Below are 17661 nucleotides of genomic sequence, written 5' to 3'. Positions count from 1 at the left end.
GTGGTTCGTGTTGTCTAGGCGAGTGCGTTGCACATGCCGAGTGCCATGCAATCCACTTCGAAGGGGCCGAGAAAATCGGCCGAGACTTTTACCGGTGGGTTGCCGGCCATCAGCCCCAAGGTATTTGCCCGTTCGATGTTGTGCGCAATGCTGTGATTAGCCTCTATGGCCCGTGCCAGCGCGCCGACCGAGCCTTGACCGAAGCCGAGTAACGCCGCGCCATTGGTCATCAGTGCCAATCCGGCGATGACCCAGAGTCTGTAACCTTTCATGCTCCGCCCACTCCTGCAAGTTCAGCACGATCAACCAGCACGTCTGCGCGGTGTTCGAACTGGATGCCGGGGTGTGCGACCTGGATCGGCGCTTCGAAGCTGTGTTGAGTCTGCGCGGCGATGCTGACAAACAGCACCAGGGCCAGGTAAAGACCGATGGCCAGGTAGGCGCCGCGCTTGGCTGAGGTGATGATTGAACTGGCCATGATGTGCTCCGTGGGCATGTTTCAGTGCCGTCAGGATCGATCAAAAAAGCCGAAGCAACCACTCAGGGTTTTCCATAGTGAACATCAGCTTGGTTGATTATTTAGCCGGTCTATCTCGGCGTTGAAGGAAACCTATCGAGCGCAGATTTTTCGATCACGCATACGTGTAGGAGCTGCCGAAGGCTGCGATCTTTTGACGTTGAAGATCAAAAGATCGCAGCCTTCGGCAGCTCCTACAGGGAGCGGTGCCAAATCGGACGTTCAGTGTTGGGCTTTGTGATCCAGCGCGGCGTAGAAGTTGGCGCTCTGTTGCAGGTATTTCTGGGTGTAGCTCTGGGTGTGGGATTTTTTGCTGCTGACTTCAGCGTTGGCACTGGCTGGCAATGCAACGGTGGCAGAGATGGCGGAAGCGGCGATAACGGAGAAGAGATTGAAGTTCATGGCGGTAACCCTCGTATTCGGTTGGCTTGCTTTGCCCGGTTGGGCCGTGAAGCAAACTTAACGCTCGAGGGTTGATCGCTTGAAATGCTTTGTAGCATTACCGGATATCAGCGCGATTAATACAAAGAGACAGGCCCCGTAAAACGGGGCCTGTGGCTTATTGTCGCACTAGAAACTTCAGGTCGCTCGGGGCGTCCATCGGTAGTTTTTGCACGGTTTTGCCAAGCAGACCGGTCTTGGCATCGCGCTCGACGACAACAATTTCGTTGCTCTTCTGGTTGGCGATCAGCAGGAATTTGCCACTCGGATCGAGGCTGAACTCACGTGGGTGATCACCTTCCACCGAGCGTTTTTGCAGCTCCTTGAGCTGACCGGTTGCCGAGTCGATGCTGAACACCACCAACTGATTGGCCGTGCCACGGTTGCTGACGTAGAGGAACTTGCCATCCGCCGAGGCATGCAGCGCCGCACCGGCCTTGTCCGAGGTCGGCTGACCGGCAGCCAGATCGACCAGTTGCGTCTGGGTCAGCACGCCGTCGTTGTAGTCGAACACCGCGACCTGCGCGCTCATTTCCATGGTCAGCCAGGCATGTTTGCCGTCAGCACTGAACAGCAAATGACGCGGGCCGCTGCCGGCCGGCAAGGCGATCGAAGCGGTTTTTGCCGGGGTCAGCGGCAGGTCCGGGTTGGCCTTCGGGTCAAATTTGTAGATGAAGACCTTGTCCGCACCGAGGTCGTTGGAGAACACGTAGCGACCATCCGGTGAGGAAACGGTCGAGTGCACGTGGTTCGACGCCTGACGCTCGGGGTTGACCCGGCTCGCCGGGTGCGCGCTCATCTGCACCACCGGTTTGAGCTTGCCATCGGCACCGACCGGCAACACTGCGAGGGTGCCACCCGGATCTTCCATCACTGAATAGTTGCTGACGAACAGGTGGCTGGCGTCGCCGCTCAGGCTTGAGTGGGTCGGTTCGTTGCCCAGGCTCTGCACTTGATTGATCAGGGTCAGGGCGTGGGTCTTCGGATCAATCGAGTAGCTGCTGACGCGACCGACAGGGTCTTTCTGGCCGGGGCCGTTTTCGTTGACCACGAACAGCCGATGCTGGTCTTTGGACAGGGTCAGCCATGACGGGTTTTCGCTCTTCACCACTTGCAGTGGCTTGGCGGCAATCTGGCCGGTGGCGCTATCGAAATTCATTCGATAGATGCCCTGGCTGGTGCCCGCCGTGTAGGAGCCGACCAGCAATTGATAGTTCTCGGCGCTGGCACTGGAAAGGCCCATCGCACCGACGCTGCCGGCCATCAGCAGCGGCCAGAATTTACGCATGTTCATCGGTTTCGTCCTCGTCGTCGCTGCCGCCGAATGCGTCGAGGCAAACCAGGCGATGCTCGCCGGAATCACCCACGATCAACCAGCTCTGCAGGTCGTTATCAAAAGTAGCCGCTGCGACCTGAGCCGGCGTGAATTCCCAATGCTTGGCCGCTCGGCCATCCATGCATTCGATGTGCAGGTTGTCGTCTTCGTCGAGGGCGAATTCGAAAGCGTGCAAGCCGTCGATTTCGACCATTGCGCAGTGTTCGAGGGCGTTGAGAAGGGTTTGGGCAGTCATGGCAAACAGTCTTTCTTAGGGGGGAAAGGGCCAATGATAGCTCATGGCACCCCGATCCCCCTGTAGGAGCTGCCGAAGGCTGCGATCTTTTGATTTTGTTTTTAAGATCAAGATCAAAAGATCGCAGCCTTCGGCAGCTCCTACAGGGTTTGTAGGTCAGAGGGCTTCGCGCGAGGGCTTGCCATCCACCAGGCGCTGAATGCGCAGCGGATTGCCATTCTTCAGCGGTTCCGGCAGCAAACTGTCGGGGTAATTCTGGAAACATACGGGGCGCAGGAAGCGATCGATCGCCAGCGTCCCCACCGACGTACCGCGCGAGTCGGACGTCGCCGGATACGGCCCGCCATGCACCATCGAGTCACACACCTCGACCCCGGTCGGATAACCATTGAGCAGGATCCGCCCGACTTTCTGCTCGAGCAACGGCGTCAGCTCCGGGAAGCGCTCGAAGTCGGCCTGCTCGCCGATCATCGTCGCCGTCAGTTGCCCATGCAGCCCTAGCAGCGCCGCACTCAGCTCGGCCTTGTCCGCGACTTCGACGATCACCGTGGTCGGGCCGAACACTTCCTCCTGCAGCACTTCATCGGCGTTGATCAACAGGCCGACATCGGCCTTGAATAACTGAGGCTGCGCCTGATTGCCCTGCTGCGGCTGGCCCGCCAGATGCTCGATCCCGGAGTGCGCCAAGAGTTTCTGCAAGCCTTTGCCGTAGCTGCCGAGGGTCCCGGCGTTGAGCATGGTCTGCGCCGGTTGGTCACCGATCAGCCCAGCCAATTGCTGGACGAAGGCGCTGAACTGCGGCGAGCGAATACCAATGACCAAACCCGGATTGGTGCAGAACTGGCCGCAGCCCTGCACCACCGAAGCGGTCAGGTCGCGGGCGATGGTTTCCGAACGCACGGCCAGCGCCTGCGGCAGAACGATCACCGGGTTGATGCTCGACATCTCGGCGAACACCGGGATCGGTTGCGGCCGCGCCGCCGCCATGTCGCACAGGGCCCGACCGCCCTTCAGCGAACCGGTGAAACCGACGGCCTGAATCGCCGGATGCTTGACCAGCCACTCGCCCACACCGCCGCCGTAAATCATGTTGAACACACCGACGGGCATCGCAGTTTTTTCGGCGGCGCGAATCAGTGCGTCGGCGACAAGTTCAGCGGTTGCCATGTGACCCGAGTGAGCCTTGAACACCACCGGGCAACCGGCGGCCAGCGCGGCAGCGGTGTCGCCACCCGCAGTGGAGAACGCCAGCGGAAAGTTGCTCGCACCGAACACCGCAACCGGGCCGAGGCCGATGCGGTACTGGCGCAGATCGGGACGCGGCAACGGCTGGCGATCCGGCAGTGGCAGATCGATTCGCGCGCCGTAGAAATCACCGCGCCGCAGGACTTTGGCGAACAGGCGCATCTGGCCGCTGGTACGCACGCGCTCGCCCTGAATCCGCCCCGCCGGCAACGCGGTTTCGCGACAGACCACGGCCACGAAATCATCACCCAACGCATCCAGCTCATCGGCAATCGCGTCGAGAAATTGCGCGCGGCGTTCGGCGCTGAGGCTGCGATAGGCCGGGTACGCTGCGGCAGCGGCTTTGGCGGCGGCATCGACTTCGGTTTCAGTCGCCTGAATGAAATCGTACGGCAGCTGTTCGCCGGTAGTCGCGTCGACGCTGTGCAGTTTGACGTTGCCCGCGGCACTGCGCTGCCCGCCGATGTAGTTGTGACCGAGAATCTGAGTCATGGGAGCTCCTTAAAGGGTGCCGATGCTGTCCGGTTGAAAAGCCGCTGCTGCCGGGGCGATACCGTTGACCAGTGGTGCGCCGAATTCGGCCTGGCTGATTTCAAACCGGTCGCCGGGTTGGGTGCGGATGCCATCGGCGAACGACAGGGTCGCGGTGCCGAAAAAGTGGATGTGCACGTCGCCAGGACGCAGGAACTGGCGGTATTTGAAATGGTGGTATTCGAGGTTGGCGAGGCTGTGGCACATGTTGGCTTCGCCACTGAGGAATTCGTTCTGCCACAGCACTTCACCGTCACGCAGAATGCGGCTGGTGCCGGCCAGATGCTGCGGCAGTTCGCCGGTGCGCAGTTCCGGGCCGTAGCTGCAACTGCGCAGTTTCGAGTGGGCCAGGTACAGGTAGTTCTTGCGCTCCATGACGTGGTCGGAGAACTCGTTGCCCACCGCGAAACCGAGGCGCCAGGGTTTGCCGTCGTGACCAATGACGTAGAGCCCGGCCATTTCCGGTTCCTCGCCGGCATCCTCGGCAAACGGTGGCAATGGGAAGGCTTCGCCCGGACGCACGACGATGCTGCCGTCGCCCTTGTAGAACCACTCCGGTTGCACGCCCGCCTGCCCCGCCGCCGGTTTACCGCCCTCCACGCCCCATTTGAAGATACGCATGGTGTCGGTCATTTGCGCTTCGTCGCCGGCCTGTTGATGCATCTTGTCCCGCGCCGAGGCGCTGCCCAAATGCGTCAGGCCGGTGCCGCTGACCAGCAGGTGCGCAGGATCGGGATGGTCCAGCGGTGGCAGGATGCGCCGGTCTTTGAGCAACTGCGCATAGTCATGACTGATGCCCAGGCCGAGGGTCTGAACTTGCTGTTCAAGGGTATTGCCGGCCTCGATCGCGGCCAGGGCCAGATCGCGCACAGTGCGGGCGTCCTGCACTTCGCGGATCAGACCGTTGTCGACCACGCCGACGCGGCGCTCGCCGTTAATCAATTCGAATTGAACCAGATGCATATTCTTCTCCTATTCCCTCAAAAACACCGCTGATTCCTGTGGGAGCGAGCTTGCTCGCGAAGGCGGTGTAACAGTCACGACAAATGTTGAATGTGCCGACCTCTTCGCGAGCAAGCTCGCTCCCACAAGGTCGGTGTCGGCCAGTCAGGTTCGGGTGGCGCCGCGTGCGCTGGCGGCAAATTGCTCGACTGGCAGCGCGTGTTTGCGCTCGAGCACGCGGTAGACGATGGCTGTGAGGATCAATCCGAACACCATCACCCCCGACAGGAAATACAACCCCGAAGCCAGATTCCCGGTGTACTCCTTCAACGCCCCGATCACGAACGGCCCGATATAGCCGCCGAGGTTGCCCACCGAGTTGATCAGGGCGATCCCCGCCGCTGCACTCGCGCCGGCAAAGAACCGCCCCGGCAAGGTCCAGAACACCGCCGTGCAGGAAAACAGCGCGAACGCCACAAGACACAGCGCCGCCAATTGCGCCACCGGCAGGGTCAGCCACGCGCTGAAGAACAGGCCCAGCGCGCCCAGCACATAGAGCACCGCGAGGTGGCCGTAGCGATCATTCATGCGGTCGGAACTGCGCGGCACGATCAGCAGACCGACGATGCCGAAGATGTACGGCACCGCCGAGACAAAACCGGTCACCAGATCGCTGCCGCCGAACTGTTTGATCAGCGTCGGCAGCCACAGGCCGAGGCCATAAATGCTCAGGGTCACCGGCAGGTAAAACAGCGCCAGCAGCAACACGCGTTTGTCTTTGAGCGCATGCAGCGGGTTGCCGTGACGGGTCTGGCCGTATTCCTGAAGATCTTTTTTCAGTTCGCCGGTCAGCCAGTCTTTCTCGGCCTGATCCATCCACTTCACGTTCTGCGGGCCGTCGGGCAGCCAGCGCAAGACCAGCCAGGTCAGGAGGATCGCCGGGGTGCCGATGACGATGAACAGCCACTGCCAGCCGTGCAGACCGAGGATGCCGTCCATGCCCAGCAAGCCGCCGGACACCGGGCCGGTGATCATCATCGCGATCGGTTGAGAGAGGATGAACAGGCCGAGAATCTTGCCGCGATGGCGCACCGGGAACCATTGGGTGATGTAGTACAGAACGCCTGGGAAGAACCCCGCCTCCGCCGCGCCGAGCAGAAAGCGCATCACGTAGAAACTGTGCGGGCCCTGGACGAAGGCCATGCCGATGGTGATTGCGCCCCAGGTGATCATGATCCGCGCAAACCAGCGCCGCGCACCGAAGCGTTCGAGCATCAGGTTGCTGGGGATTTCGAGAAGAAAGTAGCCAATGAAAAACAGCCCGGCACCGAGGCCATAGGCCGCGTCACCGATGCCGATGTCGGCGCCCATGTGCAGCTTGGCGAAGCCGACGGCGGAGCGATCCACATAGGCGATCAGGTACAGCAGGATCAGGAAGGGAATCAGTTTCAGCGTGATGCGCCGGACAAGCCGCAGTTCCTGGCTCATGGGATCGGTCTCCGATTGTTGTTGTTATAGAACCTCGGGGGACGCCTCTCGCGGAAAACCGCCAGGGCCAATCCCTCCACCGAAAACGACTATATAGTAATACTAATTACCCAACAACACTTCCAAAGCGGCGATTTTGCGCTTATGTTTAGCCATGACTCGCAAACAATAGTCTTACAATAAGAGAACCGATCATGTCTGAGAAGAAACCCACCCTGCGCTCGGCCCAATGGTTTGGCACGGCCGACAAGAACGGCTTCATGTACCGCAGCTGGATGAAGAATCAGGGCATCGCCGACCACCAGTTTCACGGCAAGCCGATCATCGGCATCTGCAACACCTGGTCGGAACTGACCCCGTGCAACGCGCATTTCCGCCAGATTGCGGAGCACGTCAAACGCGGGGTGATCGAGGCTGGCGGCTTTCCGGTGGAATTCCCGGTGTTCTCCAATGGCGAGTCGAACCTGCGCCCGACCGCCATGCTCACTCGCAACCTGGCGAGCATGGACGTCGAAGAAGCGATTCGCGGCAACCCGATTGACGGCGTGGTGCTGCTGACCGGTTGCGACAAAACCACTCCAGCGCTGCTGATGGGCGCGGCCAGTTGCGATGTGCCGGCGATCGTCGTCACTGGCGGGCCGATGCTCAACGGCAAGCACAAGGGCAAGGACATCGGCTCCGGCACGGTGGTCTGGCAGCTCAGCGAACAGGTCAAGGCCGGCACTATCACCATCGACGATTTCCTCGCGGCCGAGGGCGGCATGTCACGCTCGGCGGGCACCTGCAACACCATGGGCACCGCGTCGACCATGGCTTGCATGGCCGAAGCACTGGGCACGTCGTTGCCGCACAACGCGGCGATACCGGCAGTCGATGCGCGGCGTTATGTGTTGGCGCACATGTCCGGCATGCGCGCGGTGGAGATGGTGCGCGAAGACTTGCGACTGTCGAAGATTCTGACCAAGGAAGCCTTTGAAAACGCCATTCGGGTCAACGCGGCTATTGGCGGTTCGACTAACGCAGTGATTCACCTGAAAGCCATCGCCGGTCGCATCGGCGTCGAACTGGATCTGGACGACTGGACGCGCATCGGGCGCGGCATGCCGACCATTGTCGACCTGCAACCGTCCGGGCGTTTCCTGATGGAAGAGTTTTACTACGCCGGGGGCTTGCCGGCGGTGCTGCGGCGTCTCGGCGAGGCCAATCTGATTCCCAATCCCGACGCGCTGACCGTCAACGGCAAGACCTTGGGCGAGAACACCCAGGACGCGCCGATCTACGGCGAAGACCAAGTGATCCGAACCCTCGACAATCCGATCCGCGCTGACGGTGGTATCTGCGTGTTGCGCGGTAATCTGGCGCCGCTGGGTGCGGTGCTCAAACCATCCGCCGCCACGCCTGAATTGATGCAGCATCGGGGTCGCGCGGTGGTGTTTGAAAACTTCGATATGTACAAGGCGCGGATCAATGATCCGGAACTGGATGTCGATAAAGATTCGATTCTGGTGATGAAGAACTGCGGGCCAAAGGGTTATCCGGGCATGGCCGAGGTCGGCAACATGGGTTTGCCGGCCAAGCTGCTGGCGCAGGGTGTGACCGATATGGTGCGCATTTCTGATGCGCGAATGAGCGGCACCGCGTACGGCACGGTGGTGTTGCACGTCGCCCCGGAAGCGGCGGCCGGCGGGCCGTTGGCGGTGGTGCAGGAAGGCGACTGGATCGAGCTGGATTGCGCCAGCGGGCGTTTGCATCTGGACATTCCAGATGCCGAACTGGCGGCGCGCATGGCGGATCTGCAGCCACCGCAGCAGCTGTTGGTCGGCGGCTATCGTCAGTTGTACATCGACCATGTGCTGCAGGCGGATCAGGGTTGTGACTTTGATTTCCTGGTCGGCTGCCGAGGTGCTGAAGTCCCCCGCCACTCCCATTAACAGCAAAAGATCGCAGCCTGCGGCAGCTCCTACCTTGGAATGCATTCCCACTGTGGGAGCGGGCTTGCTCGCGAAGAGGGAGTGTCAGTGCCATATTTTTGGCTGACACTCCGCTTTCGCGAGCAAGCCCGCTCCCACATTTGGCTACTGTGTCTGCCTCAATACAGTGTCGTGCCTGCTATGATGCGCGGCATCTCCATCGCTCAGGATCGCGCCGTTCCCCATGGATTACCGCAAACCTTCCGACCGCAAAAGCATGCACTCGCGCATTGTCCAGGAACTGGGCATGCAGATCGTCTCCGGACGTTTTTTGCCCGACGACAAACTGCCCGCCGAAGCGCTGTTGTGCGAGGAATACGCGGTCAGCCGCCCGGTGTTGCGTGAAGCCACGCGAGTGCTGGTGGCCAAGGGACTGGTGTACTCCAAACCGCGTGTCGGCACGGTGGTCAAGGCCCGACGTGAATGGCACATGCTCGATCCGGACGTGCTGCACTGGCTGATGCAAAGCAGCCCGCAGAATGAATTCTTCAATGTGCTGACCAGCGTGCGCAGCATCATCGAACCGGCCGCTGCCGCCCTCGCCGCCCAGCACGCGACCGAGGCCGACATCGCCGCCATCGGCGAAGCCTATCAACGCATGGAAGCCGCACCGACCCCGGAAGCCTTGCTGCAACCGGACCTCGACTTTCACAGCCGCATCGCCGACGCGACCCACAACGATCTGTTGGCGAACCTGTGCAACATGTTGTCGGTGGCGATCGCCGAGGCGTTGAAGCATTCCAACCAGCGGCCGAATCTGCATGAGCTGGCGCTGCCACGGCACAAGGCGATTCTCACCGCCATCGAAAACCGTGATGCGCTTGGCGCCCGCCACGCGACGCTGGTGCAGCTGGATGATGCGCGTAGTGCTCTCAGTGTCGTGCTTGGCACAGAACTCACCTGACACACCCAAAATCTCCTGTGGGAGCGGGCTTGCTCGCGAATGCGGAGTGTCAGCAAAGCATGTTATGACTGGCACACCGCTTTCGCGAGCAAGCCCGCTCCCACATTTTGAATGGTGTGATGTTCACTGGATAAAAAAAGCCGCAACCCTCGGGTTGCGGCTTTGTTGTTTCAGGCTTTCAGATCAGTGGGAGAACAGCGAATTGCCCTTCTGCCCCGCCATTTTCTCCGGCTTGATCAGGAACTTCGCCAGGGCCGGCAGCAGCCACAGCGCACCGAACATGTTCCACAGCAACATGAAGGTCAGCATCAGGCCCATGTCGGCCTGGAACTTGATCGCCGAGAAGATCCAGGTGCACACGCCGATGGCCAGGCACAGGCCGGTGAACAGCACCGCTTTACCGGTGGATTTCAGGGTCTGGTAATAGGCTTCCTGCAACGGCAGCCCGGCGCGCAGGAAACTTTCCAGTCGGCTGTAGATGTAGATCCCGTAGTCCACGCCAATCCCCACACCCAGCGCCACCACCGGCAGGGTCGCGACCTTGACGCCGATGCCCATGAACGCCATCAGCGCGTTGCCCAGCACCGAGGTCAGCACCAGCGGCAGGACGATGCACAGGGTCGCCGCCCATGAACGGAAGGTGATCATGCACATCACCGCGACGCAGATGTACACCAGGATCAGGATGGTCAGTTCGGCCTGCTTGATCACTTCGTTGGTGGCCGCCTCGATCCCGGCGTTACCGGCGGCGAGGATGAATTCCAGGCCGTCCTTGTTGTTGGCCTTGGCGAATTCCTGCACCGCGTGTACCGCACGGTCGAGGGTTTCGGCCTTGTGGTCGTTGAGGAAGATCAATACCGGCGCCAGCGAACAGCTGTTGTTGTACAGACCGTCGGCGCGGGCGATCGAGTTGTTCAGCACATCCGGGTTGCGCGACAGGGTTTCCCATTTCAGGTTGCCCTCGTTCATGCCCTTGATCATCTGCTTGGACACGGTCACCAGCGAGATCGCCGACTGCACGCCCTCGGTGTTCTGCATCTTCCACATCAGCTCATCGATCGGCGCCATGGCTTCGTAGCGCGAGCAGCCTTCGGTGGCGGTCTTGACCATCACCACCAGCACATCGGAACTGGTGGAATAGTTGTTGATGATGAAATTGTTGTCCTTGTTGTAGCGCGAGTCCGGGCGCAGCTCAGGCGCACCTTGATCGAGGTCGCCGATTTTCAGGTTCTGGCTGTACCAGAGGCCGCCACCGAAAGCGATCAGCGCCAGAGCGATGGAGATCGGTGCGACTTTCGGGCTGGCGAAGTTCGACAGGAAACGCCAGAACGGATGTTCGCGATTCGCGTCCTTCTTGCTCTTGGCAATCGCGCGTTTGCTGATGCCGACATAGGAAATCGCCACCGGCAGCAGGATCAGGTTGGTGAACACGATCACCGCCACGCCGATGGAGGCGCCGATCGCCAGTTCGCGGATCACCCCGATGTCGATGATCAGCAGCGTGATGAAGCCCACGGCGTCGGCGAGAATCGCGATCATCCCCGGCAGGAACAATTGCCGGAAAGTGCGCCGCGCCGCCGTCAGGGCGTTATCGGCTTCGCTGGATTGCAGGGCGATCCCGTTGATCTTCTGCACACCGTGGGAAATGCCGATGGCGAAGATCAGGAACGGCACCAGCATCGAATACGGATCGAGTCCGAAACCGAAGAAGTGCATCAGCCCGAGCTGCCAGACCACCGCCACCAGTGTGGTGCTCAACACCGCCACGGTACTGCGCAGGCAGTTGGTGAACCACAGCAGCAGGATCAGGGTGATGACGAAGGCGATGCCGAAGAACATCACCACCATCACCAGACCGTCGATCAGGTCACCGACCTTCTTGGCGAAACCGACGATATGAATCTTGACGTTGGGGTTCTGCGCTTCGAACTTGTTGCGGATCTTGTCTTCCAGTTCATGGGAGAACTGGCGATAGTCCAGCGCGAGCAACTTGCCCTGATCCTGCGGGTCCGGGTAGGACTCCAGCAGCGGGATGTCGACGATACTCGACTTGAAGTCGTTGGCCACCAGGCGCCCGACCTGCCCGGACTTGAGGACGTTGTTGCGCAACATGTCGAGGCTTTCCGGCGAGCCGTCGTAGCTCTGCGGGATCACTTCACCACCGGCAAAGCCTTCTTCGGTCACTTCGGTCCAGCGTACGCTCGGGCTCCACAGCGACTTGAGGCCGGAACGGTCGACGCCGGAGATGTAGAACACCTCGTCGTTGATCTGGCGCAGGGTCTCCATGTACTCCTTGGAAAAGATGTCGCCGTCGGTGGCTTCCACCGAAATCCGCACGGTGTTGCCCAGGTTCGCCAGGTCGTTGCGGTGCTCCATCATCTTCTCGATGAACGGATGCTTGAGCGGGATCATTTTTTCGAAACTGGTGGACGGCCGGATCAGCGTGGCCTGCCAGAACAGGAAGATGCTGACCACCAGGCAGATCAGGATCACGGCCGGGCGGTTGTTGAAAATCAGACGTTCGAGGAACGTCGCCTTGTCCTGATGATGATTGCTCAAGGAAGTCATAGCCCCGCCTTCTTATTATTGATCTCGGCGCCGTTTGGCTGCGTGGTGTGCACGCCGCCCTGCCCTGTAAGAATCAGATTACCGTCGCCGGCCGCCGTCACCGAGGACAGCGAGATGCGGTCCGGGCGGTTGAACACGCTGAAGGTTTCGCCGTTATCGCTGCTGCTGATCACCGAGCCGCCGTTGCCGACGATCACGATCGAGCCGTCGGCAAGCAGGGTCGCGCCGGACAGACCGAACTCCAGCGCACCGCGCGCGGCCTTGAGTTCAACCTGCTGCCAGCTGCTGCCGAAGTCGGTGGAGCGATAGAGGTTGCCGCGCAGGCCATACGCCAGAAGAGTCTGGGGTTGTGCGGTGCCGATCACACCGAACAGCGAGCCTTGATACGGGCCCTGGAGCTTTTCCCAGGTCTGGCCCCAGTCCGGGGAACGGAACATGCTGCCCTGCTCGCCGACGATGAACAGCCCGGCGTCCTTGACGGCGGCGATGGCGTTGAGGTGGAACTGGTCCTGGTTGTCGAGGCGGTCACTGACGTCTTGCCAGTTCTTGCCGCCGTCGGTGGTTTCCAGCAGGGCGCCGTAGGCACCGACCGCCACACCGTGGTTGACGTTCTGGAACCAGACGTCGAGCAGCGGCGCTTCGCGCTTGAGGTCTTCGAACTGTTTGCTCCAGGTCAGGCCGCCGTCTTCGCTGGCGAGGATCTGCGCATCGTGGCCCACCGCCCAGCCGTGCTTGTCGTCGACGAAATACACCGCCGTCAGCAGTTGCCGGGTCGGTACCTTGGCCTGGGTCCAGGTCTTGCCCTGGTCGTCGGAATAGAGAATGTGCCCGCGATCACCCACCGCCACCAACCGGGTGCCGGCGTGGACGACATCGAGCATCAGGCTTTTTGCGGCTTTGGCCGATTCGGTGGAATACACCCCGTCGGCTGGCGCTTCAGCGGCCAGCACGGGTGCCGACAAGGCAGCACAGCCCAGCAGGGTGAGTGCTGTGGCCAGCAACGCGGTGTTGCGAAACGCCGGCGGGCGGCAACGACTCATAGACCTTCCCCTATTTATTATTGTTAGGCCATTCGGCCTTAGGGCGCCGCAAGGGTGCTCGTGGTGACTGACAGGTCACAAGCATAGCCGTGAAACCCGCAGTCCAGAGCGCCTTGGGAAGCTGGCTCATCCTATCGGGCTTTGGAAACGTCTGACAATCGGCGCCACGTTATCTTTTGTTAACCGGATGGGCCTCCTGTCGGTGGTGATTTCCACTGTGGGAGGGGGCTTGCTCCCGAAGGCGATGTGTCAGGTACCAGAGATGTCGACTGATCCACCGCTTTCGGGAGCAAGCCCCCTCCCACAGGGTGCAATGGTGTTTGTGAGATTGGGGCTGGCGGTGAATACACCGCCATTCGCCGGATGGATGCGGCAAATCTTGCGTGGGGGACTTGCACGATCGGTATTATGGTATACCATCAGACGCACAGACACTCTCAATCCCCCTACGGAGCAGCTCATGAGTTTCGAAATTCGCAAGATCGTCAGCTATGTCGAAGAAACCTTCATCGAAGGCGGCAAGGCCACTGACAAGCCAGTGACCATGGTCGGGCTGGCCGTGGTGATGAAAAACCCGTGGGTCGGCAACGGTTTCGTTGAGGATCTGAAACCGCAGATCCGCGCCAACTGCTCCGACCTCGGCGCGCTGATGGTCGAGCGTCTGGTGGGCATCATCGGCGGTGCGGAGAAGATCGAGGCTTACGGCAAGGCAGCAGTGGTCGGCGCCGACGGCGAAATCGAACACGCCTCGGCGGTGATCCACACCCTGCGCTTCGGCAATCACTACCGCGAAGCGGTCAAGGCCAAGAGCTACCTGAGCTTCACCAACAAGCGCGGCGGCCCGGGCACTTCGATTCAGATCCCGATGATGCACAAGGACGACGAAGGCCAGCGTTCGCACTACATCACTCTGGAAATGCAGATCGAAGACGCGCCGCGTGCCGACGAAATCGTGGTGGTGCTCGGGTGCGCCGACGGTGGCCGCCTGCACCCGCGCATCGGCAACCGCTACATCGATCTGGAAGAACTGGCCGCCGAAAAAGCCCAGTAATCACAATAAAAAGGCATTGCAGGAGCGCTCCATGATTCGGCTCACCGCTGAACTCACCCCGGCTGGCACCAGTTACCTGGCGACCGGCCAAGGCCAGCCCGTGGTCTTGATCCACGGCGTGGGCCTGAACAAAGAAATGTGGGGCGGCCAGATCGTTGGCCTGTCTGCCCAATACCGGGTGATCGCCTACGACATGCTCGGCCACGGCGCGAGCCCGCGCCCGGCCAGCGGCACCGGCCTGCTCGGTTATGCCGATCAGTTGCTGGAGCTGCTCGATCACCTGAATCTGCCCCAGGCCGCGGTGATCGGGTTCTCCATGGGCGGTTTGGTGGCGCGGGCGTTTGCCCTGCACTACCCGGAGCGCCTGCAAAGCCTGGTGGTGCTCAACAGCGTGTTCAACCGCAGCGAAGAACAGCGTGCCGGGGTCATCGCCCGGACCGCGCAGGCCGCTGAGCACGGCCCGGATGCCAACGCCGAAGCGGCGCTGTCACGCTGGTTCAGCCGTGAATATCAGGCGGCCAACCCGGCGCAGATCGCGGCCATTCGCCAGACCCTGGCCGGCAACGATCCGCAGGGTTACCTGACCACATACGAATTGTTCGCGACCCAGGACATGTACCGCGCCGACGACCTGGGCAGTATTCAGGCGCCGACGTTGATCGCCACCGGCGAACTCGACCCCGGGTCCACCCCGGAAATGGCCGAGCAACTGGCCCGACGCATCCCCGGCGCGAAGGTTGCGGTGCTGCCCGAGCAACGGCATATGATGCCGGTAGAGTCGCCGCGCCTGGTCAACCAGACGCTGCTGGAATTTCTCGAATTCGCACACTCCCGACAAAATCAAATAAAGGGGATCGTTGCATGACACTCGCACGCTTCCAGATGTGCATCGGCGGAGAATGGGTCGACGCCCTCTCCGGCAAGACCTTCGAAAGCCTCAACCCGGCCAGCGCGCAAGCCTGGGCCGAACTGCCTGACGCCGGTGAAGCCGATGTCGAACGCGCCGTGCAAGCGGCGCAGACGGCTTTCGACAGCCCGGCCTGGCGCGGCCTCACCGCCACCGCGCGCGGCAAGCTGCTGCGCCGTCTCGGTGACCTGATCGCGGAAAACAAGGAACAACTGGCGCAGCTGGAAAGCCGCGACAACGGCAAACTGATCCGCGAAACCCGTGGTCAGGTCGGCTATCTGCCGGAGTTCTTCCATTACACCGCAGGCTTGGCCGACAAGCTCGAAGGCGGCACCCTGCCGCTGGACAAGCCCGACCTGTTTGCCTACACCGTGCACGAAGCGATGGGTGTGGTCGCCGCGATCATTCCGTGGAACAGCCCGCTGTACCTGACCGCGATCAAACTGGCCCCGGCCCTCGCCGCCGGCAACACCATCGTGATCAAGCCGTCCGAACACGCTTCGGCGACCATCCTTGAGCTGGCGCGTCTGGCCCTCGAAGCCGGGATTCCGCCGGGCGTGGTCAACGTCGTCACCGGTTACGGCCCGAGCACCGGCGCCGCCCTCACCCGTCATCCGCTGATCCGCAAGATCGCCTTCACCGGCGGCGCGGCCACGGCCCGGCACGTGGTGCGCAGCAGCGCCGAAAACTTCGCCAAGCTGTCGCTGGAACTGGGCGGCAAGTCGCCGAACATCATCTTCGCCGACGCCGATCTGGACAGCGCGATCAACGGCGCGATTGCCGGGATCTATGCGGCCTCGGGCCAGAGCTGCGTGTCCGGCTCACGTTTGCTGGTGCAGGACGAAATCTACGACGAGTTCGTCAACCGCCTGGTCGAACGCGCCCAGCGCATCCGCATCGGCAACCCGCAGGAAGACCACAGCGAAATGGGCCCGATGGCCACCGCGCAGCAATTGGCGGTGGTCGAAGGGCTGGTGGCCGATGCCATCGCTGAAGGCGCGCGGTTGCGCACCGGCGGCAAGCGTCCGGCGGATCTGGGTGACGGCTGGTTCTACGAGCCGACGCTGTTCGAGTGCGACCGCAACTCGATGAAGATCATGCAGGAAGAGGTCTTCGGCCCGGTGGCTTCAGTGATTCGCTTTAAAGACGAGGCCGAGGCGCTGGCGATCGCCAACGACTCGCAGTTCGGCCTCGCCGCCGGCATCTGGACCCGCGACCTGGGCCGCGCCCATCGCCTGGCGCGCGACGTGCGTTCGGGGATCATCTGGGTCAATACCTACCGTGCAGTGTCGGCGATGGCGCCGATCGGCGGCTTCAAGAACAGTGGCTATGGACGCGAAAGCGGCATCGATTCGGTGCTGGCCTACACCGAACTGAAAACGGTGTGGATCAATCTCTCTCAGGCCCCGATGCCTGATCCGTTTGTGATGCGCTAGGAGTCCTGCGACATGATCGAACCCGGCATTTACAAAGACGTCATGAGCTCGTTTCCGTCCGGAGTCACGGTGGTCACCACCCTCGACCCGGAGGGCGCCATCGTCGGCATCACCGCCAGCGCCTTCAGCGCGCTGTCGATTGATCCGGCGCTGGTGCTGTTCTGCCCCAACTACGCTTCCGACACCTACCCGGTGCTGCGCGACAGCAAGAAATTCGCGATCCATTTGCTGTCCGCCGACCAGACCGCCGAGGCCTACGCCTTCGCCGGTAAAGGCAAGGACAAGGCCAAGCACATCGAGTGGCATTTGAGCGAACTCGGTAACCCGATCCTCGCCAAGGCCACGGCGATCATCGAATGCGAGTTGTGGCGTGAATACGACGGTGGTGATCACGCGATCATTGTCGGCGCGGTGAAGAACCTGATCCTGCCCGAGCAGCCGGTGACGCCGATGATTTATCACAAGGGCAAGCTCGGGCCGTTGCCAACATTGGCCTGATTAGCACACCCAAATGCCAATGTGGGAGCGGGCTTGCTCGCGAATGCGGTGGATCATTCAACATTGATGTCGACTGACACGACGCTTTCGCGAGCAAGCCCGCTCCCACAAGGAGAACCAGGGTGACTGGAGGAATGATGAGTAACGAAAAGTACGAAAAAGGCCTGAAGATCCGCACCCAGGTGCTGGGCAAAGCCTACGTGCAGCGTTCAATAGAGAACGCCGACGACTTTACCCGTCCATTGCAGGAAATGGTCACCGAATACTGCTGGGGCCATGTCTGGGGGCGTGAGGGTTTGTCGCTCAAGGAGCGCAGCATGATCAACCTGGCGATGATCTCGGCGCTCAACCGCCCGCACGAACTCAAGCTGCATGTGCGCGGCGCCTTGCGTAACGGCCTGAGTCGTGAGCAAATACGCGAAATTCTGCTTCAGGTCGGTATTTATTGCGGCGTCCCGGCAGCCGTGGACAGTTTCCGGCTCGCCCGTGAAGCCTTCGCCGAAGCCGACGCCGAGGCCTCCAGTTAACCCCTCGGCTGTTTTGATGCCCGTC

The 17661-nt window shown here is 61.3% G+C and carries 17 protein-coding genes; 7 read left to right on the top strand and 10 right to left on the bottom strand.

The annotated features are described in order from the left end of the window. Positions 1-14: 14 nt before the first annotated feature. The 8 genes from AC27VU_RS07175 to AC27VU_RS07140 form a co-directional block, all read right to left on the bottom strand. Entirely contained in the window at positions 15-272 is a 258-nt protein-coding gene (locus AC27VU_RS07175) for a hypothetical protein (RefSeq protein WP_003225699.1), read from the bottom strand. Continuing rightward, entirely contained in the window at positions 269-478 is a 210-nt protein-coding gene (locus AC27VU_RS07170; protein WP_103486677.1) for a hypothetical protein, read from the bottom strand. The genes AC27VU_RS07175 and AC27VU_RS07170 overlap by 4 nt, the downstream gene beginning before the upstream one ends. A gap of 261 nt (positions 479-739) precedes the next feature. After that, positions 740-919 carry a hypothetical protein gene (locus AC27VU_RS07165; protein ID WP_003225702.1) on the bottom strand — a complete coding sequence of 60 codons (180 nt, stop codon included), beginning with the start codon at positions 917-919 and terminating at the stop codon, positions 740-742. 157 nt (positions 920-1076) lie between these two features. Then, positions 1077-2252, bottom strand: coding sequence for a lactonase family protein (locus AC27VU_RS07160; RefSeq protein ID WP_488723767.1), 1176 nt, complete (start codon positions 2250-2252; stop codon positions 1077-1079). Further along, complete coding sequence (locus AC27VU_RS07155; protein WP_401062121.1) at positions 2239-2529, bottom strand: DUF5629 family protein; 291 nt, start codon at positions 2527-2529, stop codon at positions 2239-2241. Before AC27VU_RS07155 ends, AC27VU_RS07160 begins: the two co-directional genes overlap by 14 nt. Before the next feature lie 156 nt (positions 2530-2685). Beyond that, on the bottom strand, positions 2686-4266 hold the full coding sequence (locus AC27VU_RS07150) for an aldehyde dehydrogenase (NADP(+)) (protein ID WP_488723766.1): 1581 nt from the start codon (positions 4264-4266) through the stop codon (positions 2686-2688). Positions 4267-4275: 9 nt separating this feature from the next. Further along, positions 4276-5268 (bottom strand): AraD1 family protein, encoded by a 993-nt coding sequence (gene araD1, locus AC27VU_RS07145; RefSeq protein WP_488723765.1) that lies wholly within the window; start codon positions 5266-5268, stop codon positions 4276-4278. 144 nt (positions 5269-5412) lie between these two features. Further along, on the bottom strand, positions 5413-6735 hold the full coding sequence (locus tag AC27VU_RS07140; RefSeq protein ID WP_488723764.1) for an MFS transporter: 1323 nt from the start codon (positions 6733-6735) through the stop codon (positions 5413-5415). 194 nt (positions 6736-6929) lie between these two features. Here AC27VU_RS07140 and AC27VU_RS07135 point away from each other — a divergent pair, with 194 nt between their 5' ends. Both AC27VU_RS07135 and AC27VU_RS07130 read left to right on the top strand, forming a co-directional pair. Beyond that, entirely contained in the window at positions 6930-8666 is a 1737-nt protein-coding gene (locus AC27VU_RS07135) for an IlvD/Edd family dehydratase (protein ID WP_103484455.1), read from the top strand. A gap of 223 nt (positions 8667-8889) precedes the next feature. Beyond that, a complete protein-coding gene (locus AC27VU_RS07130; protein ID WP_045122493.1) occupies positions 8890-9609 on the top strand; it encodes a FadR/GntR family transcriptional regulator in 720 nt (239 codons plus the stop codon). 183 nt (positions 9610-9792) lie between these two features. Here AC27VU_RS07130 and AC27VU_RS07125 read toward each other — a convergent pair whose 3' ends face one another. Continuing rightward, positions 9793-12177: an efflux RND transporter permease subunit gene (locus tag AC27VU_RS07125; protein ID WP_103484454.1), complete on the bottom strand. Its 2385-nt coding sequence runs from the start codon at positions 12175-12177 to the stop codon at positions 9793-9795. Beyond that, on the bottom strand, positions 12174-13217 hold the full coding sequence (locus AC27VU_RS07120) for a WD40/YVTN/BNR-like repeat-containing protein (protein ID WP_488723763.1): 1044 nt from the start codon (positions 13215-13217) through the stop codon (positions 12174-12176). The genes AC27VU_RS07125 and AC27VU_RS07120 overlap by 4 nt, the downstream gene beginning before the upstream one ends. A gap of 460 nt (positions 13218-13677) precedes the next feature. On the opposite strand from AC27VU_RS07120, the gene AC27VU_RS07115 reads away from it, so the two are divergent. The 5 genes from AC27VU_RS07115 to AC27VU_RS07095 all read left to right on the top strand — a co-directional run bounded on the left by AC27VU_RS07115 (position 13678) and on the right by AC27VU_RS07095 (position 17636). Continuing rightward, complete coding sequence (locus AC27VU_RS07115; RefSeq protein WP_098964278.1) at positions 13678-14268, top strand: amino acid synthesis family protein; 591 nt, start codon at positions 13678-13680, stop codon at positions 14266-14268. 31 nt (positions 14269-14299) lie between these two features. After that, entirely contained in the window at positions 14300-15133 is an 834-nt protein-coding gene (locus AC27VU_RS07110; protein ID WP_400495888.1) for an alpha/beta fold hydrolase, read from the top strand. Then, positions 15130-16611, top strand: coding sequence for an aldehyde dehydrogenase (locus AC27VU_RS07105; protein WP_150368763.1), 1482 nt, complete (start codon positions 15130-15132; stop codon positions 16609-16611). The genes AC27VU_RS07110 and AC27VU_RS07105 overlap by 4 nt, the downstream gene beginning before the upstream one ends. A 12-nt stretch (positions 16612-16623) precedes the next feature. Next, positions 16624-17109: a flavin reductase family protein gene (locus tag AC27VU_RS07100; RefSeq protein WP_003225715.1), complete on the top strand. Its 486-nt coding sequence runs from the start codon at positions 16624-16626 to the stop codon at positions 17107-17109. A 137-nt stretch (positions 17110-17246) separates the two neighbouring features. Continuing rightward, positions 17247-17636, top strand: a complete 390-nt coding sequence (locus AC27VU_RS07095; protein WP_488723762.1) for a carboxymuconolactone decarboxylase family protein — start codon at positions 17247-17249, stop codon at positions 17634-17636. Positions 17637-17661: the final 25 nt, after the last annotated feature.

The organism is Pseudomonas sp. 14P5.3.2, assembly GCF_057799175.1.
The sequence above is the reverse complement of the archived record's forward strand: the minus strand, read 5'-3'. Positions and strand labels throughout refer to the sequence as shown.